This is a genomic window from Streptomyces sp. RKAG337 (genome assembly GCF_023701715.1).
Lineage (GTDB): Bacteria > Actinomycetota > Actinomycetes > Streptomycetales > Streptomycetaceae > Actinacidiphila.
This window is the reverse complement of record NZ_JAJOZA010000001.1, coordinates 2544353-2565912: the sequence shown is the minus strand read 5'-3', so window position 1 is coordinate 2565912 and position 21560 is coordinate 2544353. Positions and strand designations below refer to the sequence as shown.

The window sequence follows — 21560 nt, the reverse complement described above, 5'->3', positions numbered from 1 at the left end:
AGGCGTTCCATGACCAGCCTGATCACGCAGGTCGAGCAGGATCCGCCGGACCCGCAGGGGGTCCTGCTGGACGTGCGGGACCTGCACGTCGAATTCCGTACCCGCGACGGGGTGGCCAAGGCCGTCAACGGCGTCAACTACACGGTGAGCGCGGGCGAGACGCTGGCGGTGCTCGGCGAGTCGGGCTCGGGGAAGTCGGTGACCGCGCAGGCGATCATGGGCATCCTGGACTCGCCGCCCGGCTTCGTCACCCAGGGCGAGATCGTCTTCCAGGGCCAGGACCTGCTGACGATGGGCAAGGAGGCCCGCCGCCGGGTGCGCGGCGAGCGGATGGCGATGATCTTCCAGGACGCGCTGTCCTCGCTGAACCCGGTCCTGAGCGTCGGTGAGCAGCTCGGCGAGATGTTCACCGTCCACCGGGGGATGTCGCGCAAGGACGCCAAGGTCAAGGCGATCGAGCTGATGGAGCGGGTGCGCATCCCCGCGGCCAGGCAGCGGGTGGGCGACTTCCCGCACCAGTTCTCCGGGGGCATGCGCCAGCGCATCATGATCGCGATGGCGATGGCCCTGGAGCCCGACCTGATCATCGCCGACGAGCCGACGACGGCGCTGGACGTGACGGTCCAGGCGCAGGTGATGGAGCTCCTCGCCGAGCTCCAGCGCGAGCTGCACATGGGTCTGATCCTGATCACCCACGACCTCGGCGTCGTCGCGGACGTCGCCGACAAGATCGCGGTGATGTACGCGGGCCGGATCGTCGAGACCTCGCCCGTGCACGAGATCTACCGGAAGCCCGCCCACCCGTACACCAAGGGCCTGCTCCGGTCGATCCCGCGCCTGGACCAGAAGGGCCAGGAGCTCTACGCGATCAAGGGCCTGCCACCGAACCTCCTGCACATCCCGGCCGGCTGCGCGTTCAACCCGCGCTGCCCGATGGCCCAGGACATCTGCCGCACCGATGTGCCGCCGCTGTACGAGGTCAGCGGGACACGGGCCAGCGCCTGTCACTTCTGGACGGAGACCATCGGTGAGTGACACCACGACCCACCTGACGAAGGTGCCCGCCGGAGCGTCGGACCGGGAGCCGATCCTGAGTGTCCGCGGCCTGGTCAAGCACTTCCCGCTGACCCAGGGCATCCTCTTCCGCAAGCAGGTCGGCGCGGTGAAGGCGGTCGACGGCGTCGACTTCGACCTCTACCAGGGCGAGACGCTCGGCATCGTCGGCGAGTCCGGCTGCGGCAAGTCCACCGTCGCCCGGCTCCTGATGAACCTGGAGACCCCGACGGCCGGTCAGGTGCTCTACAAGGGCGAGGACATCACCAAGCTGTCGGGGAAGGCCCTCAAGGTCGTCCGCCGCAACATCCAGATGGTGTTCCAGGACCCCTACACGTCGCTGAACCCGCGCATGACGGTCGGCGACATCATCGGCGAGCCGTACGAGATCCACCCGGAGGTCGCCCCGAAGGGCGACCGCCGCAAGGCGGTCGAGGACCTGCTGGACGTGGTCGGCCTCAACCCCGAGTACATCAACCGCTATCCGCACCAGTTCTCCGGCGGCCAGCGGCAGCGCATCGGGATCGCCCGCGGCCTGGCGCTGCGCCCGGAGATCATCGTGGCGGACGAGCCGGTCTCCGCGCTGGACGTGTCGGTGCAGGCACAGGTGGTGAACCTGATGGGGCGGCTGCAGGAGGAGTTCAACCTCTCGTACATGTTCATCGCCCACGACCTGTCGATCGTCCGGCACATCTCGGACCGGGTCGGCGTGATGTACCTCGGCAAGGTCGTCGAGATCGGCAACGACGACCAGATCTACGAGCACCCGACGCACCCGTACACCCAGGCGCTGCTGTCGGCCGTCCCCGTTCCCGACCCGGACGCCCGCGACCGGCGCGAGCGGATCATCCTCGTCGGCGACGTACCGTCCCCGGCCAACCCGCCGTCCGGCTGCCGGTTCCGCACCCGCTGCTGGAAGGCGCAGGAGCGCTGCACGCTCGAGGAGCCGCTGCTGGCCGTCCCTGCGGTGTTCCGCGGGCTCGACTCGCCCGCCGCGCACGACAGCGCCTGCCACTTCGCGGAGGAGAAGCAGGTGGTCCCGAGGGAGGACTGACCGGGCGGGCGCCGGCTCCGACGGCCGTCGGGGCGGGCGCACGCCACGGCCCGTACCCGGGTGCTGCTGGGGTGTCCGGGTACGGGCCGCGGGCCGAACGGAGGACGGGAGCCCGGGTCAAAGGGTCTTTTCGGCCGCCCCCTCGATCGCGGCCAGCGCCGGGTCGAGGATGATGTCCTCTTCCCTTGCCGCGATCGTCGGTTCTTCGGGGAAGTGGCACGCCGTGAGGTGGCCGTCCCGGTTGCCGCCGAGCTGGATCAGCGGTGGTTCCTCCGAGGCGCACACATCGCGCGCCTTCCAGCAGCGCGTACGGAACCGGCAGCCCGACGGCGGGTTGATCGGGGACGGGACGTCGCCGGCCAGCCGGATGCGCTCCCGGTCCTCCCCGTCGATGTCGACCTCGGGGACCGCCGAGAGCAGGGCGTGCGTGTACGGGTGGCGGGGCCGGTTGTAGATCGAGTCCCGGTCGCCGACCTCGACGATCTTGCCGAGGTACATCACCGCGACCCGCTGGGTGAAGTGCCGCACGATGGCCAGGTCATGGGCGATGAAGAGGAACGCGATCCCCATTTCCGCCTGGACCTTCTGCAGCAGGTTGACGACCTGCGCCTGGATCGAGACATCGAGGGCCGAGACGGGTTCGTCGGCCACGATGAGTTTCGGTTCCAGGGCGAGAGCGCGGGCGACGCCGATGCGCTGCCGCTGGCCGCCGGAGAATTCATGCGGAAAGCGGTTGTAGTGCTCGGGATTGAGTCCGACGGTCTCCAGCAGTTCCCGGACCCGCTGTTCGCGGCCACCGGGCGGATTGATGTGGTTGATCTCCATCGGGCCGCCGATGATCGTTCCCACCGTCTGCCGCGGATTGAGCGACGAGTACGGGTCCTGGAAGATCATCTGAATTTCCGAGCGGACCGGCATCATCTCCTTGCGGGAGGCACGGGTGATGTCCCGGCCCCGATAGGAGATCTTTCCGCCCGTCGGTTCGAGCAGCCGGGTGATCAGCCGGCCGGTGGTGGATTTGCCGCAGCCGGACTCACCGACCAGACCGAAACTCTCACCGGTGTGGATGGTCAGATCGATACCGTCGACCGCCTGGACCGCGCCGACCTTGTGTTTGAACGGAAAACCGGCGTGGATCGGGAAGTGCTTGGTGAGGCCGGTGACTTCGAGCAGTGCCTCTCCCGAGGCGCCGTCGCGCGGTGAAGGGACCGCGTCGGCCTTGGTGATGGTGGTGTCGTTGCTCATGATGCTCGCCCCAGATGACCGGTCAGCCCAGCCGGGGCTGAATCTTCTCGATGAATACGGACTGCTTCTGCTCTGCGGTCAGATGACAGGCGGACCCCCGGCCCGCCGGCAGGTCCGGGCGGTCGGTGCCGCAGCGCGTACCGCCGACCAGCCCGGTGAACTCGCACCGGGGGTGGAACGCGCAGCCGGTCGGTGGATTGAGCAGGCTCGGCGGGGTGCCGGGGATCGGGCTCAGCGGTTCGTTGACGTCCGAGGACAGCCGCGGCATCGAGCTGAGCAGACCCCAGGTGTACGGGTGCTGGGGGGACTTGATGACCTCCCGCACCGAGCCGCGCTCCACGGCCCGGCCCGCGTACATCACCAGCAGATCGTCCGCGATCTTGGAGACGACCCCCAGGTCGTGGGTGATCAGGATGATCGCCGAGCCGAACTCCTGCTGGAGGTCCTTGAGCAGGTCCAGGATCTGCGCCTGGACGGTCACGTCGAGTGCGGTGGTCGGCTCGTCCGCGATGAGCAGGTCCGGATTGCAGATCAGCGACATCGCGATCATCGCGCGCTGCCGCATACCGCCGGAGAACTGGTGCGGATAGTCGTCCACCCGGGTCTTCGGCTGCGGGATGCCGACCTTCTCCAGCATCTCGATGGCCTTCGCCCGGCCCTCGCGCTTGCTCGCGCCGGTGTGCTTCATGAACGGCTCGGCGATCTGCCGCCCCACCGTGTAGTAAGGCGAGAGCGCCGTCAGCGGATCCTGGAAGATCATCGCCATCTTGTTGCCGCGCAGCTTCTCCAGGGTGCGGTTGCTCGCCCCGGTCAGCTCCTGTCCGTCCAGCAGGATCTCGCCGGTGACGGTGGTGCTCATCGGGTTGTGCAGCCCGAGCACCGTCAGGTTCGTCACGGACTTCCCGGAGCCCGACTCGCCGACGATGCCCAGCGTCTTGCCGCGTTCGAGGTCGAAGGAGAGCCCGTCGACGGCCTTCACGATGCCGTCCTCGGTGGAGAACCGCACATGCAGATCACGCACGGAGAGGAACGGATCGGTCCCGGGCAGGGCCGGTTCTCCCTCGGTCTTGGTCATGGTGGTCACTGACGGGGCTCCTAGGAGAGGCGCACGCGCGGGTCGATGAACGCGTAGGCGGCGTCCACGATGATGTTGAACAGGACGATCAGGGCGGCGCTGAACAGCATCACGCCCATCAGCATCGGCAGGTCCGTCCTGAGCACCGAGTCCACGGCCAGCCGTCCGATGCCGGCGAGCGAGAAGGTGAACTCGGTGATCATCGCGCCGCCCAGCAGGGTGCCGATGTCCAGGCCCAGCATGGTGACGATCGGGATCAGCGAGCCGCGCCACGCGTACCGGAAGAACACATAGCGGCTCGACATGCCCTTGGCGCGGGCGGTGCGGACGTGTTCCTCCTGCAGCTGGTCGATCATCGTGGACCGCGACATACGCGTGTAGCCGGCGGTGAAGATGATCGACAGCACGCACCAGGGGATGAGCAGCCCGCTGAACCAGCCGATGGGATCCTCGCTGATCGGGACGTACTTGGGCTGGTCCATGATCTGGTTGTTGTAGACCAGCAGGGCCAGCACGATCGGGCCGACGAAGTAGATCTGCATCGAGCTGAGCACCAGCGACACCGAGCTGAAGAACTTGTCGATGAAGGTGCCGCGCCGCCAGGCCGCCAGCATGCCGGCGCCGAGGCCGACGAGCAGGAAGACCACGATGCCGCCCGCTGCCAGCGAGAGCGTGAGCGGGAAGCGGTTGAGGATGGTCGGCCAGACCGGGTCCGAGTTGGCGAACGAGTAGCCGAAGCAGGGGGCCGAGCAGTCGCCGACGCTGAAGTGCCGTCCCGCGAAGATCCCCACCATGTAGTTGAAGTACTGGACGGGGATCGGCTTGTCGAGACCGAGGTTCTTGTGGATCAGCGCGATGTTGTCGGGGGTGCAGTTCTTGCCGCACGACAGCAGTGCCGGGTCGTGCGGGATCGCGAAGAACAGGAAGTAGGTGAAGGCGCTGATGAAGAGCAGGATGACTAGCGCGCCGAGCGTCCGGCGTACGAGGAATCGAAGCATGACAGTCGCAGCTCTCAGAGGACGGCGGCGGTGGGCTGTGCCGCCCGCCGGCGGGACCGGGACCCCGGTCCCGCCGGAAGGCGTCTGCGGTGCTTACTGGTTGACGAAGAGCTTCGTCAGGTCGATGCCGGAGGTGACGTTGTTGTAGACGACGCCGCCGACCTTGGAGCCGAAGAGCTGGAGCTGCTTGTAGAAGACCGTCGGGACACCCGGGATCACCTCGGTGGTGATGTAGGTGTTGAGCTTGAACCACTCGTCAGCGGCCTGCTTGGGGTCGGTGATCGCCTTGATGCGGTCGATATCCGAGTTGATCTTGGGGTCGTTGACGTGTGAGTAGTTCGGCGCCTGGTCGGCGATCGTGCGGCCGTCGAAGACCGGCGGGATGACGGTCAGGGTGCTCGGCCAGTCGGCGCCCCACGCGCTCGCGTAGATGTCGTAGGGGTTGTCGACCTTGCCGATCAGGTCGTAGTACGTGTCGGACGGCAGGTCCTTGCGCTGGACGTCGAAGCCGGCCTTCTTGAGCGCGTCCGCGATGGCGACCGAGTACTCCTGGCCCGCGGCGGTGTTGATGTACGCGTACGTGATCTTGGTGTTGAGCTTGCCCGCGTCGGTGAGGATCTTCTTCGCGGCGACCTGGTCACCGTCGGGCTTGGCGACCTTGCCCAGCGGGTCGCTCTTCTGGTACCCGGCGAGGGTCGGGCTGATGTAGCCGCCCGCGTACTCCGCGCCGTACGAGGCACCGAGGGCCTGCCAGACCGGCTTGGTCGGGATGGCCAGTGCGAGCGCCTTGCGGACCTGGAGGTCGGTGATCTTCTTCATGTTGAAGTTGATCTGGCCCACGAACGGCTGGTAGCCGGAGACCGTGCGCTTGAAGATCGAAGCGGTTCCGACGACGGTCGGGGTGCTCTTGGTGTCCACGGCGTTCGCGAAGCTCAGCGACGTCTGGTTCTCACCGGCGTCCGACATCAGGCGCTTGGTGGAGTCCGGTGCCTGGTGGTTGAACGTGATGTCGAAGGTGTCGACGTACTGGTGGCGCGCCGGGTCGGTCTTCGGGTCCCAGTTGGTGTTCTTCACGAGCGTCATGGACTTGCCGCTCTCGAAGGACTTGATCCTGTACGGACCCGACGCGACCGGCGCCTTGTCGTACTTCTCCTTGGTGTCCTTCGCGGAGTCGACCACCGCGTAGCCCGCCATGGCCATCAGGTACGGGGTGTCCGGCTGCGCCGTCGGGAAGTGGAAGACGATGGTCTTGGCGTCCGGGGTCTGCAGCAGCGAGTCCGGCAGGTGCGCGCCCTTGTACGGGCCGTCCGGGAGCAGCTTGCGGTAGTCGGAGCCGGCGGTGTTGGCGAGCCACTGCTGCAGGTAGGCCGGGCCGTTGGTGATGAACGGCGCGAACAGCCGCTCCACCGACCAGCGGATGTCCTTCGAGGTGATCGGCGTGCCGTCCTCGAACTTGATGCCGTCCTTGAGCGTGTACGTCCAGGTCTTGCCGGCGTCGGTCTCCTTGCCGCTGTCGGTGGCGAGGTCGCCGACGACGCTGTACTTGCCCTTGCTGTCGAGCTTGTACGTCGTCAGGCCGCGGTGCAGGAGGGTGGCGAGCTGGCCCTCGTTGCTGACGTAGATCTGGCCCGGGTCGAGGTGGGTGAAGCTGTCGCGCTCCAGGGCGTGCAGCGTGCCGCCGGGCTTGGCCCCCGGTACCTCTTCTGCGGGACCCGAGGAGGCGGCGGCGTCACCGAAGGTGATCTGGGACTGCTGCTGCTTCGCGTTCTGGTCCTGCTTGTCCTTGGTGTCGTTCTTGCTCGTACCGCCGCCGCCGCTGCTGCACGCGGTGAGCATCAGCGCGCCCGCCGCCACGGCCACCAGGGTGGCCTTCGTTCTACGCATGTAGACCGTCATAGCTGTCTCTACACCTACCTGTTCGTCGATGGCTGTTGTGCTGACTGACTCATCCGGTGCTGGGGCGGCGGTGCGCCCCCGCGGTACGGCTTCAGCGTCCCGATTTCGGGTCGAACGCATCCCGGACCGAGTCCCCGAGCAGGTTGAACGCGACGATGAAGATCACCATGGCGATGCCGGGGAAGAACATGTAGGTGATGTCGTTCTGGGCGATGTCACCACCCTTGGCGAACATCCGGCCCCAGTCCGGCGTGGGCTCGATGATGCCGACGCCCAGGAAGGAGAGACCGGCCTCCGCGGTCACGAAACCGGGAAGCATGAAGGTGGCCTGCACCAGGATCGGCGTGACCAGGTTCGGCAGCAGCTCGCGGCGGACGATGCGCCACGACGACGCACCGGTGACCTTGGCCGCCTCGATGAACTCCCGTTCGCGCAGGCTGAGTACCTGGCCGCGCAGGATGCGGGAGAGGCCCATCCAGCCGAGGAACCACTGGACGGCGATCAGTGCGGTGACGCGCAGATAGGTGGGCGTCTCGTCCTGCGGATCGACGAAGATCGCCACCACGATCGGCATGAAGGCCACGAAGAACAGCTGCGACGGGAACGCCAGCAGCAGGTCGGAGATGCGGCCGATGAAGTAGTCGGCCCGGCCGCCGAGGTAGCCGGAGGTGATGCCGAGCAGGATGGCGGTCGTCACCGTGGCCAGGGTGACCGCGACGCTGATGAACAGCGAGGTGCGGATCCCGTACAGCAGCTGGGTGAAGACGTCGCGGCCGAGTCCCGGCTCGATGCCGAACCAGAAGCTGCTGCTCACCCCGCCGTTGGGCGCCACCGGGTACCCGAACTCGTTGAGCAGGTCGGAGTTGTTCTGCCCGTAGAGGGTGTAGGGGTCCTTGCCGTAGAGCTTGGAGATCACCGGCGCCAGGATCGCGATGGCGAAGAAGAAAATGACTACGAACGCGGAGATGACTCCGGTACGGTCGCGTTTGAAGCGCCGCCACATGAGTTGGCCGGGGGAGAAGCCGACGATGTCGCCGGCCTGTTTGCCCAGGCCCTGGGTCTGAGCCGCCGGGTCGATGGAGCCGTCATCGGCGTCCGTGACCACGGCCTGGGTTTGACTCGTCATAACGAATGCCCCCACACCAGGAGTCTGTCGTCGCGACTGAAAACTTCGTCGCGGGTTGAGCGGACTTTGGCAATGGATTCATCCTCCAGTCAAGGGGGTGGCGGGGGAAGAAACTGCGCATGGGCTCTTCTTGAGCGAAGATTGTGCAGATTGCCGCGCCCGCGTGCTTGACAATGATCCTTTTCGGACGGCATTTGGGTATCTTTGCGGATCAAACGCGTTTACACGTAAGCAACTTGACTGTCGCAACACCGATATACGGACGTAGCACTCTGGACAGCGTACGGCCGTGCGGGTGCCGTGGACCGGCCGGGACGCCTGCGGGTGCCCCGGCCGATTGCCGTTCGGGGAAAGCCTGTTCCCCTCCCTGATGTACGGGTATATCTATGGGAACGGTGTGCCTGGGGGAGATGGCCTTGAATCAGGGCAATGTGCTGGCGCGGGGAGCGCGGGCCGCGGGCGGGATCATTTGTGTCGTTCTCATTGCTGCAGAGATCATTTGGATCGGCCGGGACATCGGCAATGTGGGCGTCAAAGACACATTTCTGACCTGGATCGGACGGATTTTCCCCGGTCAGGAGCATGCACCGCTCGGCACGTCCCTGACCGACGTGATTCTGGTGATCGTTTATCTGGGCGCCCTGCTGGCGGCCGCAAAACCGATCGCCTCGGGCGCCTTCGTGACCGCCGGAGTGCTCACGCTGTCCTTCCGGCTCCCGCTGCTGTGGATCATGACCGAGGACGAAACCAGGGGTCTTCACCTGCGGGACCGGGCGCTGTTCACCGCGATCGGTGCGGTCCTCGCCGGCGTGGCGCTCATCGTCGTCGCGGCCGCCGGACGCCGCCCGGTCGTCTCACCGGCCGACGGTGAGCCGCCCGCTCCGCCGCGTACCGGACCCGCGATCTTCGGCGGGCTGCTGCTGATCTTCCTCGCGCTGGCATCGCTGGCCTGGGAGGCGTACTACATCCAGCACTTCACCTCGGACCGCATGGGGCCGTTCTCGTACTGGCGCCAGTTCACCGGGAAGCAGCCCTCCGGCGTGCTGCTCGCCCCACCGGGTTTCTGGGTCGACTGGGTGGTGATCGTGCTGTGCATGGTCACCGCGGTGCAGGCGTTCGCCCGGAAGCCGGTCGCGCGCCCGCTGGGCATGGCACTGGGGTGGCTGCTGGCCGTCTACGCGGTGTTCACGCTGGACCTCTACGCCAAGCAGAAGATGCTCTTCGAGTTCGGCGACCTGGACACCACCGACACCCTGCAGCAGCTCACCTCCGTCGTGGAGGTCGTCGCGGGACTCCTGATCATCCTGCTGCTCGCGCTGCGCGGCACCTACCGTCCGCCCGTAGTGCCCGCCTGGGGGGCACCCGGCGGTCAGTACGGCGCCTGGGGCGCACCGCCGGCCCCCGCCCCGTACAACGACGCCCCGTACGGCCAGTCGCCGTTCGGCGGCCCGCCGCCGCTCCCGCCGGAGTACCCGCCGAACACGCCACCGCGCCCGCAGGCACCGCCCGGCCGGTAGCGGGCGGGACTGCGGGCGCGGGTCGCGGCCGGCGGCTGACGTCAGGTACTACGCGACGCCCAACGTCCGCTTGAGGAACGCCACCTGGAGCAGCAGCAGGTTCTCCGCGACCTCCTCCTGCGGGGTCATGTGCGTGACCCCGGAGAGCGGCAGCACCTCGTGCGGGCGGCCCGCCGCCAGCAGCGCGGAGGACAGCCGCAGCGAGTGCGCCACCAGGACGTTGTCGTCCGCGAGACCGTGGATGATCATCATCGGCCGGACCTGGTCCGCAGCGCCCGACAACCCCTCGTCGGTGACGAGGGAGTTGGCGGCGTACACCTCGGGGTGCTCGTCCGGGTGGCCGAGGTAGCGCTCCTGGTAGTGGGTGTCGTAGAGCCGCAGATCGGTGACCGGCGCGCCGACGACGCCCGCGTGGAAGACGTCGGGGCGGCGCAGCACGGCGAGCGCGGAGAGATAGCCGCCGTACGACCAGCCGCGGATGCCGACCCGGTCCAGGTCCAGCGGGTACGTGCCGGCCAGCGCGTGCAGCGCGTCGACCTGGTCGTCCAGCGTGATCCCGGCGAGATTGCCGACGACGGACTTCTCCCAGGCGGGGGAGCGGCCGGGGGTGCCGCGGCCGTCCGCGACGATCACCGCGAAGCCCTGGTCGGCGAACCACTGCGAGACCAGGTGGGCGTTGTGGGCGGACACCACGCGCTGGCCGTGCGGCCCGCCGTACGGGTCCATGAGCACCGGCAGCGGCCCGTCGCCCTCCCGGTATCCGGTCGGCAGCAGGACCGCCGCCGGGATCCGGCGGTCGCCCGCCTCGGTCAGCCGGACGACCGCCCGCAGCGCGGGCTGCTGGGCGTACGAGGTGATGACGGCGGCCGGCTTGTCGTCCCGCAGGACCCGCACCCGGGCGCCGGTGGTCTCCAGCGTCGCCGAGCTGAGCACCGTCAGGGACCCGGAGCGGACCGCGGAGTGCACGCCCGGCTCGTCCGAGACGCGGGTGACGCCGTGTCCGCCCACCCGGTAGACGTGGATCTCGCCGATCTCGGGGGTGTCCGCCGCGGCACCGGCCGACGCCGAGACGAGGACGTCGTCCGCGGTGATGTCGAGCACCGCCCTGATGTGCAGCTGCGCGCCGGTCAGCGGCCGGTCGCCGACGACCAGGACGCGCGCCCCGGCCTCCTCGGCGATCCGGACCAGCTTCCCGTCCGGCGTCCAGGCCGGCACCCCGGGGAAAAGATCAAGCCAATCCTGATCTTCCTCCGCGTGCACCGGGTGGGTGTGGCCGGAGTCGGTGTCGATGCTGAGGAAGAGCTGACTGCGCTGGTCACGGGCCTGCACGAGCAGGACGGGCGGTCCCGCCGCCGACCAGTGCACCTGCGCGAGATACGGGTAGCGCTCCCGGTCCCACTCCACGTCCACCCGGGAACCGTCGAGGCCGACCAGCGCCAGCGTCACCACCGCGTTGGCCGTACCGGCCGCCGGATAGGCGATCTCGGCCGGGCGGCGGCCCGGATGGGCCGGGTCGGCGATCCACCAGCGCTGTACGGGGCTCTCGTCGACCCGGGCGGCCAGCAGCCGCTCACCGTCCGGCGCCCACCAGAAGCCGCGGCTGCGGGCCATCTCCTCCTGCGCGATGAACTCCGCCAGCCCCCACGTCACCTCGTCGCCGTCCGGCTCCGCGAGCGCCCGGTCGTTGCCGCCGTCCGCGTCGACGACCCGGAGCGCGCCTCCCGCGACGTACGCCACCCGGCGCCCGTCGGGCGACGGCCGGGGGTCGACGACGGGGCCCGCGGTGGTCAGCTCGCGCGCCGTCCCGGCCCGCAGCTCGGCCACGAACAGCCGCCCGGAGAGCGCGAACGCCGCCAGTTCCACGGCCCGGTCCACCGCATAACCGACCACCCCGGACGACCCCTCACGGCTGCGCTCCCGCCGCGCCCGCTCCTGCGCGGAGAGCTCCTCGCCGGCCCCCGCCAGCAGCGCCGCCGGATCCGCGGCGATCCGCTCCTGACCGGATGCCGGATCGAGGATCCACAGCAGATTCGACGCGTCGGTCCCCGACCGGGACCGCAGGAACGCCACGCGCTCCCCGTCCGGCGAGACGGTGAACGCCCGGGGCGAGCCCAGCGAGAAGCGCTGCGTCCGGGCGTGCTGACGGGGAAACGAGAGCTCTTCAGTCATGCCACCGACCCTAGAGGCCCGTACCGGCGCTCAGCGGGTCTGGCGGAAAACCGGCTATGCGCCCCCGCGTGCTTCCGTGCACCGAGATATGCGGTGGCACGGAAAGTTATGATCAGTTGCCGTGTGTGGGTAAGGGTTAGTAGCAACTGGCAAGTGTCGTGCCCCTGCGTACCTGGGAGGTGAGCCGTTGTGGCGCTATCGATTTCGGCGGTGCTGCTGCTGCTGATCGTCGTGGCCCTGCTGGTCAAGAAGTCTGGGCTCAAAGGCGGTCACGCGGTGGTCTGCACGCTGCTCGGCTTCTACTTGGCGAGCTCCTCCGTGGCCCCGACGATCCAGCAGCTGACGACGAGCGTCGCGGGCATGATCGGGGGCTTCAAGTTCTGAGGGGCACACCCCGGGTCGTTACGCTCTCCCCATGAGCGATCTCCCTCCCAGGCGGCTGCTGCTCGTCCATGCGCACCCGGACGACGAGTCGATCAACAATGGCGCGACGATGGCCAAGTACGCGGCCGAAGGCGCCCATGTCACCCTCGTGACCTGCACTCTCGGCGAAGAGGGCGAGGTCATCCCGACCGATCTCGCGCATCTGGCCGCGGACCGCGACGACACCCTCGGCCGGCATCGCATCGGAGAGCTCGCCGAGGCGATGAAGGAGCTCGGGGTCACCGATCACCGCTTCCTGGGCGGGCCCGGCCGCTACCGCGACTCCGGGATGATGGGCGTCGTCCAGAACGAGAACCCGGACTGCTTCTGGCAGGCCGACCTGGACGAGGCCGCCGGCCAGCTCGTGGAGGTCATCCGGGAGATCCGGCCGCAGGTCCTGATCGGCTACGACCCGAACGGCGGCTACGGGCACCCCGACCACATCCAGGCGCACCGCGTCGCGATGCGCGCGGCCGAGCTGGCCGCGGCCGAGGGCCACGGCGTCGAGAAGATCTACTGGAACTGCGTACCGCGCTCCGTGGTCGAGGAGGGCTTCGCGGCCCTCAGGGCGGCCGGGAAGGCCCTGCTTTCCAGTGAGGGGGGCCCGTTCGAGGGGATCGCCTCGGTCGACGACGTACCGGGTGTGGTCGACGACGCGAAGGTGACGGCGGCGATCGGCGGGACCGCGTACGGGGAGCGCAAGGCCGCGGCGATGCGCGCCCACTTCACCCAGATCGTGGTGGACGGCCCGTTCTTCGCCCTCTCCAACGACCTCGGGCAGCCGCTGTTCCCCACCGAGTACTACCTGCTGGCGCAGGGGACCGCGGGCGCGGAGCGCGAGGACGACCTGTTCGCCGGGGTGCGGGTATGAGTCCGGCCACGACGCCGCGTGCGGGCAAACAGGCCGGGGAAGCGGCGGGGCGCGCGGGGATGGGCGGCACGGCCCGGATCGTGTCGTACTTCGTGCTCGGGGTGCTCGCCGCGCTGGTCGGCGGGGCGGGCGCGCTGGTCCAGGACGGCTGGTTCCCTGGCGGGCTGCTGCTCGCGCTGGCGGGAGTCGCGGGGCTGTTCTACGGCGGGGTGAAGCTCACCGGCACCCGGTTGGGGGCGGTGGTGCCGGGCGTCGTGTGGCTCATCACCGTGATGCTGCTGAGCTCCGCTCGGCCCGAGGGCGACTTCCTCTTCGCGGCCGGCATCGGCCCGTACATCTACCTGTTGGGGGGAGCGCTCGCGGGAGTGGTCTGCTCCACTTTGCCGCAATTGCCCTCATCCGGGGCTAATGACGCCCGACTTGGCGGCTGACCCGCTGTCCGTGGTGTGCTGAGGAGCGAGCGTTCCACCGGTCACGGGGATCGCTCCGGCGCCGCCCAGTATGGTGGTGCGCGCTGGCGAGCCGCCTGAGGATGGCCGTGAGGTGGCGAAGCTAACCGGGAGAGCCTGCTTTGAGTCGTGAAACTGACAGTTCGTCCTCCGGGAACCAGGGGGGTCGCGGCGGGGCCGCGTACCCGTCGGGGACCCCGCCGTACGGAACCCGCCCGTTTCCGTCGCTGCACCCGCAGGAGGGGTCGCAGGACGGCGACGCCACGCCCGAAGCGCCGGTGCCGCCGGCCGCCGAGGAGCCCAGGACCGAGACCACGATGACCACCCGGATCCGGATCAACATCCCCGGATCCCGGCCGATTCCGCCGCTGGTCATGCGCACCCCCGTCGAGGACCGCACTCCCGCGGAACCGTCCGGCGACCCCGACCCGGGCCGCCCCGCTTCCAGTTGGAACGCCGTGCCGGGGCCGGCGCCCGCCGCCGAGCCGGCCGGGGAGCCGGAGCCGGACGAGGCCCCCGGGCCGGAGCGGACCAGCGACTGGTTCGCCCCCCGGAAGTCGTCGGCGGCCGCTCCCGCGCCGTCCCCCGCACCGGGTCCGACGCCGCCTCCGGCAGCGGACAGCACCCAGCCGATCAACGTGGCGGGACTGCAGTTCCCCGACGACGGCCGCGACCCCCGGCCGGGGTCCCGTCCCGACGCCGGCGGCCGGCCGGCCGCCGGACAGCCGACGGCGGGCCCGTATCTGGCGCCGCCGATGGGCACACCGCTCGGCGGCGCGGGCTCCTTCCCCGGGAACGCGGACGACACCCCGTGGCCCGGCTCGAACCCGCTGGCCCCGCAGGACCCGGCGTTCAGCGACCCGTCCTACCGTGATCCCGGCTTCGCCGACCCGGCGTTCAACGGCCCGCCGTTCGGGCCGGGCGGAGCGCCCGGCGAGGGCGACCGCACCATGCCATTCCCCGCCTACCAGCCGCCCGCCGGCCAGGGCCCGCAGGGACCGGCGGGACCGACCACCGGTCCGGTGACCGGCGCCGCGCGGCTGCCCCTCGCGGGCCGGCCCGCCCCCGGCGTCCCCGGGCCCGGTGCTCCCGCCGCCCCGGGTGCTCCCGGTGGGCGCGTGTCGGGTGACACGCTGGTCAGCGGCATCCCGACGGTGCCCGCCGGCCCCAGGACGCCCAAGCCGCCGGCCGCCGGCGAGGACTCGTACCGCTTCGAGGCGGACAGCACGCCGGCGAAGCCCAAGGGCCGCTCCAAGGTGATATTGGCGGGTGGCCTCCTGGTCTTCCTCGCGGGCATCGCCTACGGCGCGGGTCTGCTGATGAACCACGCGGAAGTGCCCAAGGGCACCACCGTCCTCGGTGTCGACATCGGCGGGAAGTCGCGCGACGAAGCCGTCAAGACGCTCGACGCGAAGCTCGGCAACCGCATCACGGCACCGATCAAGGTGAAGATCGGCGCCCGGACGCTGGAGCTCAAGCCCTCGGTGGCCGGCCTCTCCATCGACAACCTGGCCACCGTCCGTTCCGTCGCGCACACCGACTACAACCCGGTCTCGGTGATCGGCTCGCTCCTCGGCGGAGCGCGGCCGGCCGAACCGGTGCTGGTCGAGGACGACGAGAAGCTGAAGTCCGCGCTGCAGAACCTGTCGCAGCAGGCGGCCGGCGGATCCGGTGCCGAGGGCATGGTGAAGTTCGTCAGCGGCAAGGCCGTCGGCGTACCCGGCAGCCCGCGGCAGGCCGTCGACGTCAACGGCTCGATGAAGAAGGTCAGCGAGGCGTACCGGACCCGCGCCGAGACGGGCCGGGACCAGCCGGTGGAACTGACCGCCACGACCGTGCAGCCGAAGGTCACCCAGGCCCAGATCGACGAGGCCATCGCCGGCTTCGGGAAGTCCGCGATGGCCGGGATCGTCACCGTGAAGGCCGACGGCTCGCACAAGGTCCCGTTCGGCCCGAACAAGTCGCTGCCCAAGTTCCTGACGATGGTCGCGGACGCCGACGGCAAGCTCCAGCCGTCCTTCGACCTGGCCGTCCTCAAGGACCTGTACGGCAAGGCGTTCAGCGGCGTGCTCATCGTGCGGGACAACGGCACGAAGACCGCCGTCACCCCGAAGGACGTCGCCGACGCGATGCTGCCGGCGCTGAACTCGTCGGACCAGTCCAAGAAGACCGTGGTGATCCCGCACGTGGCGAAGTAGCGCGAGGTCGTATCGTCCTGGCCCCCCGGCAGCGGTCCGGATCATGACATCTGTCATGCGGAAGACACGATGTCCGGCACTGCCGGGAGGGCCCGCCGCTCGGCGAAGCTGATGCCATGACCGCACCAGCCGTACAGACCGCGACCGACGGGCCCGCCACGGGCGAACCCGTGGTCGGCTTCAGCGGCGTGAACAAGAGCTTCGGCCCTGTGCACGCTGTCGCCGACCTCACCCTGACCCTGCACCCCGGCGAGACCGTGGCGCTGCTCGGTCCCAACGGGGCCGGCAAGTCCTCGGCCCTCGATCTGCTCCTCGGGCTGCGCAACCCCGACTCCGGCAGCATCAAGGTGTTCGGCACCACCCCTGCGCAGGCCATCGCGCAGGGCCGGGTCGGCGCGATGCTGCAGAGCGGCGGCCTCATGGAGGACGTGACGGTGCGGGAGATCATCTCCCTGGCCTGCGCGCTGCACCCGCGTGCCTACCCGGTGGACGAGGTGCTGGCCACCGCCGACATCACCGACATCGGCGACCGCAAGGTCAACAAGCTCTCCGGCGGCCAGGAGCAGCGGGTCCGCTTCGCGCTCGCCACCGCCGGCGACAACGATCTGATCGTGCTCGACGAGCCGACCGTCGGGATGGACGTCACCGCCCGTCAGGCGTTCTGGGCGACGATGCGCCGCCGGGTCGACGAGGGCCGCACGGTGCTGTTCGCCACCCACTACCTGGAGGAGGCGGACGCGATCGCGGACCGCGTCCTGGTCCTGCACCGCGGCCGGCTCATCGCCGACGGCACCGCCGCCGAGATCAAGGCGCGGGCCGGTGCCCGCCGGATCACCTTCGACCTCCAGGGCGCGATCGACGAGCCCGCGCTCAGGGCGCTGCCGCACCTGGTGGGCGTCGAGGTGTCGGGGGCCACCGTCCGGATCCGTTCCGACGACGCCGACGCGACGATGCACGCGGTCTACGGCCTGGGGCTCTACCCCCGCAATCTCGAAGTCGCGGGCCTCGGCCTGGAGCAGGCGTTCCTCGCCATCACCGACGCAGCATCCGCCGAGGAGGCGGAAGAGCGATGAAGACTCTGATCAAGCTGGAGATCCTGCGCGTCCTGCGCAACAAGAAGTTCATGTTCTTCTCGGTGATCTATCCGCCGCTGCTCTTCCTGATCATCACGGCGGGCACCGACCCCAAGGCGAAGCTGCCCGGCACGGACCTGTCGACGGTCGCGTACTTCATGGTCGCGATGTCCGCGTTCGGCGCCATGACGGCGGTCCTGATGGGGAACGCCGAGCGGATCGCCCGGGAGCGCGAGAAGGGCTGGGTGCGCCAGCTGCGGCTGACCGCGCTGCCCGGCCGCGGCTACGTCACCGCGAAGATCGCCTCGGCGGCCACCATCAGCCTGCCGTCGATCCTGCTCGTCATGATCGTCGGCGCGGCCGTGAAGCAGGTGCGCCTGGACGCCTGGCAGTGGGTCGCGATCCTGCTGTGCAGCTGGGCCGGCAGCTTCGTCTTCGCGGCGCTCGGGGTGGCCATCGGCTATGTCGCGTCCGCCGATGTCGCCCGGCCGATCTCGATGATCGCCTACTTCGCGCTGGCGCTGCTGGGCGGCCTCTGGGTGCCCTTCACGTCCTTCCCGCAGTGGATGCAGAACATCGCCCAGTACCTGCCGGCCCGCCCCTACGCGGCGCTCGGCCAGGCCGTGGAGCTCGGGGACGCCCCGCATGTGAAGGACATCGCCATCCTGCTGGTCTATCTGCTGGTCTTCGCGGGCGGCGCGGCGTACCTGTACCGCAAGGACACCCAGAAGGCGTGACACCGTGAAGCCCGTGAAGCCCATGCAGTCCGCAGCCGGCGCCCGCGCCGGACGAGAGAACTGGTCGCCGTGGCGCGCGGAGCTGGAGGCCGCCGACTCCACCTCCATGGGCCGCGTGCCGGAGACCCGCAGGCAGGCCGTGGTCAAGCTGCTGTGGATCGCCATCTGGATGCTCTACCTGGGCGCCCCGGTGGACGACCTGGTGCACGGCGGCCACGGGACCCCGGTGGTGGTCCTGGCCTCGCTGGGCCTCACGGGATTCGTCCTCGCCTATCTGTCGCTGGTCTTCCTGCGCACCAACACCGAGGAGCAGAAGCGCTGGGTGTACTGGGTGCTGTGCGCCCTCGCCGCGCTGGCGGCGCTCACCTCGGCCACCCTGGGCAAGCCCTGGCTGGTGCTCTTCGTCTATGTCTCGGTGGCGTGCGGGGCGGTTCTGCCGCCGGCCCGGTCCCGGTGGCTGATCCCGGCCGCCACGGGAGCGCTCGCCCTCATCGGCTCCTTCGTCGACACCCAGCGGGACCTCTTTCCGGCGCTGCTGATCCCTTGCCTCCTCGGAGGGTTCGCGATGGTGGGCATCAGACAACTCGTCCAGACGATGCGGGAGCTGCGCGAGGCGCGGGAGACCGTGGCGCAGCTCGCCGCGACCGAGGAACGGCTGCGGCTCGCCCGTGATCTGCACGATCTGCTCGGCCACTCGCTGTCCCTGATCACCCTCAAGAGCGAGCTGGCCGGCCGGATGCTCCCGGACCGTCCGGTGGACGCCGCGCAGCAGGTCGCCGACATCGAGAAGGTCAGCCGCCAGGCGCTCGTCGACGTCCGGGAGGCGGTGAGCGGCTACCGCCGCCCCACGCTGGCGACCGAACTGGCCGGTGCCCGTACCGCGCTGGCCGCCGCCGGCATCGCCGCCGACCTCCCGGTGGAGCTGCCGCCCTCCGCGGCCGCGGAGGACGACACAGCGACCCCGCCGGCGCTCGCCCCGGACACCGAGGGCGCGCTGGCCTGGGCCCTCCGCGAGGCGATCACCAATGTCATCCGGCACAGCGGCGCCACCCGCTGCGTGATCACCCTCGCCGAGCGGTCCGACGACGGCGCCGGCACCGTCGTCCTCACCGTGACGGACAACGGACGCGGCCCCGCCGGCGGCCCCGGCAACGGCCTCTCCGGCCTGGAGGAGCGCCTGCTGCTCGCCGGCGGCAGCCTCACCACAGGACCGGCGGCGCCGACCGGCTTCACGCTCAGCGCGAGCGTGCCGCGCCGTACCCCCGTGGTGACGGTTCCGCCCCTCGCCTGACCTGGTACGCGGCGGCGTCGCGCACCCCGTTCGGCCGTGTGCCGGTTTCCCTTGGAGCTTCCTCGGCTACCTATCACGAGCCGAAGGCCGCCTCGGCCGGCGCCGGTCCGCCGATCGCCGTACGCATCCCAGGGCTCCAGGGAGAACGCATGGCTGCACGACGTGCCAAGAGCGCCGGACCGGGGCCCGGCTCCGAGCGGGCGGGAGCACTGCGCAGACTCGGTGAATGGTGCGCCCGGCGTTTCGTCGTGGTCATCATCGTCTGGCTGGTCGCCCTGGCCGGGCTGCACGTCCTGCAGAACACCTTCGGCGGCACGTACTCGGACGACTTCTCGTTGCCGGGCACCCAGTCGAACACCGGCCAGCAGGTGCTCCAGAAGAACGCCCCGGCCTCCAGCGGCACCGCCGGCCAGGTGGTCATGCACGACGCGAAGGGCCCGTTGACCGGCGTCACGGACCAGATCAACCAGACCGTCGCCGCGCTCCAGAAGGTCCCGCACGTCACCTCGGTGGTGAACCCGCTGCCGGCCTCGGCGTCCGCCCCGCCGACGGGTGCGATCTCCAAGGACGGGACGATCGGCTACATCACCGTCCGCTTCGACAAGAATCCCACGTCGATCGGCGAATCCCTGGTCGACAACGTCGACGGCGCCGTCGCCTCCCTGCGGTCCGCGGGCATCGACGTCGAGTACGGCGGCCCGCTCGGCGAGGCCGCCCGGCCCGACACCAAGGACTTCACCAGCGAGGCCATCGGGTTCGCCGTCGCGGTGGTCGTCCTGCTGGTGGGCTTCGGCAGCGCCATCGCCGCCGGCCTGCCGCTGGTCAGCGCACTGATCGCGGTGATCGTCGGGCTGAGCTGTCTGAGCCTGCTGGCGGCAGCCTCCACCTTCGCGAGCGTCTCGCCGACCCTGGCCACGATGATCGGGCTCGGCGTGGGCATCGACTACGCGCTGTTCCTGATCACCCGTTACCGCCAGCTCCTGATGGACGGCGACGATCCGCCCGTCGCGGCGGGCCGGGCGGTGGCCACCAGTGGCCGGGCGGTCCTGGTCTCCGGCTGCACGGTGATCGTCGCGCTGCTCGGCCTGTACGTGTCGCGGGTCAGCTTCATCGGCAAGCTGGGCGTGGCGGCGGGCGTCACCGTGGTCACAGCGGTGCTGGGCGCGCTCACCCTGGTCCCCGCGCTGCTCGGACTGATCGGCCGCCGGATCGACCGCTTCACCTTCCGCAAGCCCGTCGCGGAGGGCACCCAGGGCCTGGAGGGCGAGGCGCAGGGCGGCTGGCACCGGTACGCCCAGCGGGTGGAGCGCCGCCCCTGGTGGTTCCTGCTCGGCGGGGTGGTGGTGATCGCGGTCCTGGCGATCCCGCTGCTGTCGATCCGGCTCGGCCATATCGATGACGGCGCCGATCCGACCAGCTTCACCGACCGGCGGGCGTTCGACCTGATCAGCGAGGGCTTCGGGCCCGGTGCCAACGGTCCGCTGACCATCGTGGTCGACCAGACCGACGTACCGTCCGCCGACCGGGCGGCGCTGGCCACCTCGGTGCAGAAGGCGCTCACCGGCGTGCCCGGCGCGGCGAGCATCAGCCCGCCGCAGCCCACCAGCAACGGTCAGGTGCTGATCTCCACCGCGATCTCCGAGGTCGTTCCGCAGGCCGCGGGCACCACGGATCTGACCAACCACCTCGAGGACGACGTCCTGCCGAAGGCGGTGTCGGGCACCGCCGCCCGCACCTATCTGACCGGGACGACCGCCGCCCAGGTGGACTTCCTGGACCTCATCTCCGCACGGCTGCCGCTGATCATCGCGGTGGTGGTGGGGCTGGCCTTCATCATCATCCTGACCGTCTTCCGCGGGCTGCTGGTGGCGCTCAAGGCCGCCGTGCTCAACCTGCTGTCGATCGCCGCCTCGTACGGGGTGGTGGTCGCGGTGTTCCAGTGGGGCTGGGGCGGCCCGTCGCTCGGCGTCAACGGCACCGTCCCGATCGAGAGCTATGTGCCGATGATGATGTTCGCCATCGTCTTCGGGCTCAGCATGGACTACGAGGTGTTCCTGCTCTCCCGGGTGCACGAGGCCTGGGAGCGCACCCGGGACAGCAAGGGCAGCGTCGCGCACGGTCTGGAGATCACCGCACGGGTGATCACCTGCGCCGCACTGATCATGGTGAGCGTCTTCGCCGCGTTCATCCTCAGCGACAACATCGTCATCAAGATGCTGGGTCTCGGCCTGTCGGTGAGCGTCCTGATCGACGCCACCATCGTCCGGCTGCTGCTGGTGCCGGCGGTCATGACGCTGCTCGGCCGGCACGCCTGGTGGATGCCGCGCTGGCTCGACCGGGTGCTGCCGCACGTGGACGCCGAAGGTACGGCGGCCTGACGGCGCG

At 69.7% G+C, this 21560-nt stretch carries 17 protein-coding genes; 11 read left to right on the top strand and 6 right to left on the bottom strand.

The window, feature by feature from the left end:
- Window positions 1-9 precede the first annotated feature (9 nt).
- Both LNW73_RS11065 and LNW73_RS11060 read left to right on the top strand, forming a co-directional pair.
- Window positions 10-1035 carry an ABC transporter ATP-binding protein gene (locus tag LNW73_RS11065; RefSeq protein WP_250977549.1) on the top strand — a complete coding sequence of 342 codons (1026 nt, stop codon included), beginning with the start codon at window positions 10-12 and terminating at the stop codon, window positions 1033-1035.
- Complete coding sequence (locus tag LNW73_RS11060; protein WP_308402033.1) at window positions 1028-2107, top strand: ABC transporter ATP-binding protein; 1080 nt, start codon at window positions 1028-1030, stop codon at window positions 2105-2107. The genes LNW73_RS11065 and LNW73_RS11060 overlap by 8 nt, the downstream gene beginning before the upstream one ends.
- Window positions 2108-2224: 117 nt before the next feature.
- On the opposite strand, the gene LNW73_RS11055 is transcribed toward LNW73_RS11060, so the two are convergent.
- From LNW73_RS11055 to LNW73_RS11035, 5 genes are all read right to left on the bottom strand, one after another.
- Window positions 2225-3352 carry an ABC transporter ATP-binding protein gene (locus tag LNW73_RS11055; RefSeq protein ID WP_250989794.1) on the bottom strand — a complete coding sequence of 376 codons (1128 nt, stop codon included), beginning with the start codon at window positions 3350-3352 and terminating at the stop codon, window positions 2225-2227.
- A 22-nt stretch (window positions 3353-3374) separates the two neighbouring features.
- Entirely contained in the window at window positions 3375-4436 is a 1062-nt protein-coding gene (locus tag LNW73_RS11050; protein WP_250977551.1) for an ABC transporter ATP-binding protein, read from the bottom strand.
- 11 nt (window positions 4437-4447) lie between these two features.
- Window positions 4448-5425 carry an ABC transporter permease gene (locus LNW73_RS11045; RefSeq protein ID WP_250977552.1) on the bottom strand — a complete coding sequence of 326 codons (978 nt, stop codon included), beginning with the start codon at window positions 5423-5425 and terminating at the stop codon, window positions 4448-4450.
- A 93-nt stretch (window positions 5426-5518) separates the two neighbouring features.
- The gene (locus LNW73_RS11040; RefSeq protein ID WP_250977553.1) at window positions 5519-7309 is read right to left on the bottom strand and encodes an ABC transporter substrate-binding protein; all 1791 of its coding nucleotides are present in this window, start codon (window positions 7307-7309) and stop codon (window positions 5519-5521) included.
- Window positions 7310-7412: 103 nt separating this feature from the next.
- Window positions 7413-8447 carry an ABC transporter permease gene (locus LNW73_RS11035; RefSeq protein ID WP_250989793.1) on the bottom strand — a complete coding sequence of 345 codons (1035 nt, stop codon included), beginning with the start codon at window positions 8445-8447 and terminating at the stop codon, window positions 7413-7415.
- A gap of 620 nt (window positions 8448-9067) precedes the next feature.
- Between LNW73_RS11035 and LNW73_RS11030 the strand changes: the two genes are divergently transcribed.
- Complete coding sequence (locus LNW73_RS11030) at window positions 9068-9964, top strand: hypothetical protein (protein WP_250989792.1); 897 nt, start codon at window positions 9068-9070, stop codon at window positions 9962-9964.
- A 48-nt stretch (window positions 9965-10012) separates the two neighbouring features.
- Here LNW73_RS11030 and LNW73_RS11025 read toward each other — a convergent pair whose 3' ends face one another.
- Window positions 10013-12133 (bottom strand): S9 family peptidase, encoded by a 2121-nt coding sequence (locus tag LNW73_RS11025; protein ID WP_250989791.1) that lies wholly within the window; start codon window positions 12131-12133, stop codon window positions 10013-10015.
- A 189-nt stretch (window positions 12134-12322) separates the two neighbouring features.
- On the opposite strand from LNW73_RS11025, the gene LNW73_RS11020 reads away from it, so the two are divergent.
- The 8 genes from LNW73_RS11020 (at window position 12323) to LNW73_RS10985 (ending at window position 21553) form a co-directional block, all read left to right on the top strand.
- Entirely contained in the window at window positions 12323-12517 is a 195-nt protein-coding gene (locus LNW73_RS11020) for a hypothetical protein (protein WP_138351021.1), read from the top strand.
- A gap of 31 nt (window positions 12518-12548) precedes the next feature.
- Window positions 12549-13427 carry an N-acetyl-1-D-myo-inositol-2-amino-2-deoxy-alpha-D-glucopyranoside deacetylase gene (gene mshB / locus LNW73_RS11015; RefSeq protein ID WP_250977557.1) on the top strand — a complete coding sequence of 293 codons (879 nt, stop codon included), beginning with the start codon at window positions 12549-12551 and terminating at the stop codon, window positions 13425-13427.
- Complete coding sequence (locus LNW73_RS11010; protein ID WP_250989790.1) at window positions 13424-13858, top strand: DUF6113 family protein; 435 nt, start codon at window positions 13424-13426, stop codon at window positions 13856-13858. The genes mshB and LNW73_RS11010 overlap by 4 nt, the downstream gene beginning before the upstream one ends.
- A gap of 140 nt (window positions 13859-13998) precedes the next feature.
- Complete coding sequence (locus LNW73_RS11005) at window positions 13999-16074, top strand: hypothetical protein (RefSeq protein ID WP_250977559.1); 2076 nt, start codon at window positions 13999-14001, stop codon at window positions 16072-16074.
- Between the two features lie 116 nt (window positions 16075-16190).
- Window positions 16191-17147, top strand: coding sequence for an ABC transporter ATP-binding protein (locus LNW73_RS11000; RefSeq protein WP_250977560.1), 957 nt, complete (start codon window positions 16191-16193; stop codon window positions 17145-17147).
- Window positions 17144-17884 (top strand): ABC transporter permease, encoded by a 741-nt coding sequence (locus LNW73_RS10995; RefSeq protein ID WP_138351018.1) that lies wholly within the window; start codon window positions 17144-17146, stop codon window positions 17882-17884. The genes LNW73_RS11000 and LNW73_RS10995 overlap by 4 nt, the downstream gene beginning before the upstream one ends.
- A gap of 106 nt (window positions 17885-17990) precedes the next feature.
- Window positions 17991-19175: a sensor histidine kinase gene (locus LNW73_RS10990; RefSeq protein WP_250992879.1), complete on the top strand. Its 1185-nt coding sequence runs from the start codon at window positions 17991-17993 to the stop codon at window positions 19173-19175.
- 149 nt (window positions 19176-19324) lie between these two features.
- Window positions 19325-21553, top strand: coding sequence for an MMPL family transporter (locus LNW73_RS10985; protein WP_250977562.1), 2229 nt, complete (start codon window positions 19325-19327; stop codon window positions 21551-21553).
- Window positions 21554-21560: the final 7 nt, after the last annotated feature.

Bases quoted from the DNA above. Each gene is read 5' to 3' on its own strand.
- LNW73_RS11065 (WP_250977549.1), top strand. From the start codon at position 10: ATGACCAGCCTGATCACGCAGGTCGAGCAGGATCCGCCGGACCCGCAG.
- LNW73_RS11055 (WP_250989794.1), bottom strand. From the start codon at position 3,352: ATGAGCAACGACACCACCATCACCAAGGCCGACGCGGTCCCTTCACCG.
- LNW73_RS11045 (WP_250977552.1), bottom strand. From the start codon at position 5,425: ATGCTTCGATTCCTCGTACGCCGGACGCTCGGCGCGCTAGTCATCCTG.
- LNW73_RS11040 (WP_250977553.1), bottom strand. From the start codon at position 7,309: ATGCGTAGAACGAAGGCCACCCTGGTGGCCGTGGCGGCGGGCGCGCTG.
- LNW73_RS11035 (WP_250989793.1), bottom strand. From the start codon at position 8,447: ATGACGAGTCAAACCCAGGCCGTGGTCACGGACGCCGATGACGGCTCC.
- LNW73_RS11025 (WP_250989791.1), bottom strand. From the start codon at position 12,133: ATGACTGAAGAGCTCTCGTTTCCCCGTCAGCACGCCCGGACGCAGCGC.
- mshB (WP_250977557.1), top strand. From the start codon at position 12,549: ATGAGCGATCTCCCTCCCAGGCGGCTGCTGCTCGTCCATGCGCACCCG.
- LNW73_RS11010 (WP_250989790.1), top strand. From the start codon at position 13,424: ATGAGTCCGGCCACGACGCCGCGTGCGGGCAAACAGGCCGGGGAAGCG.
- LNW73_RS11000 (WP_250977560.1), top strand. From the start codon at position 16,191: ATGACCGCACCAGCCGTACAGACCGCGACCGACGGGCCCGCCACGGGC.
- LNW73_RS10995 (WP_138351018.1), top strand. From the start codon at position 17,144: ATGAAGACTCTGATCAAGCTGGAGATCCTGCGCGTCCTGCGCAACAAG.
- LNW73_RS10990 (WP_250992879.1), top strand. From the start codon at position 17,991: ATGGGCCGCGTGCCGGAGACCCGCAGGCAGGCCGTGGTCAAGCTGCTG.
- LNW73_RS10985 (WP_250977562.1), top strand. From the start codon at position 19,325: ATGGCTGCACGACGTGCCAAGAGCGCCGGACCGGGGCCCGGCTCCGAG.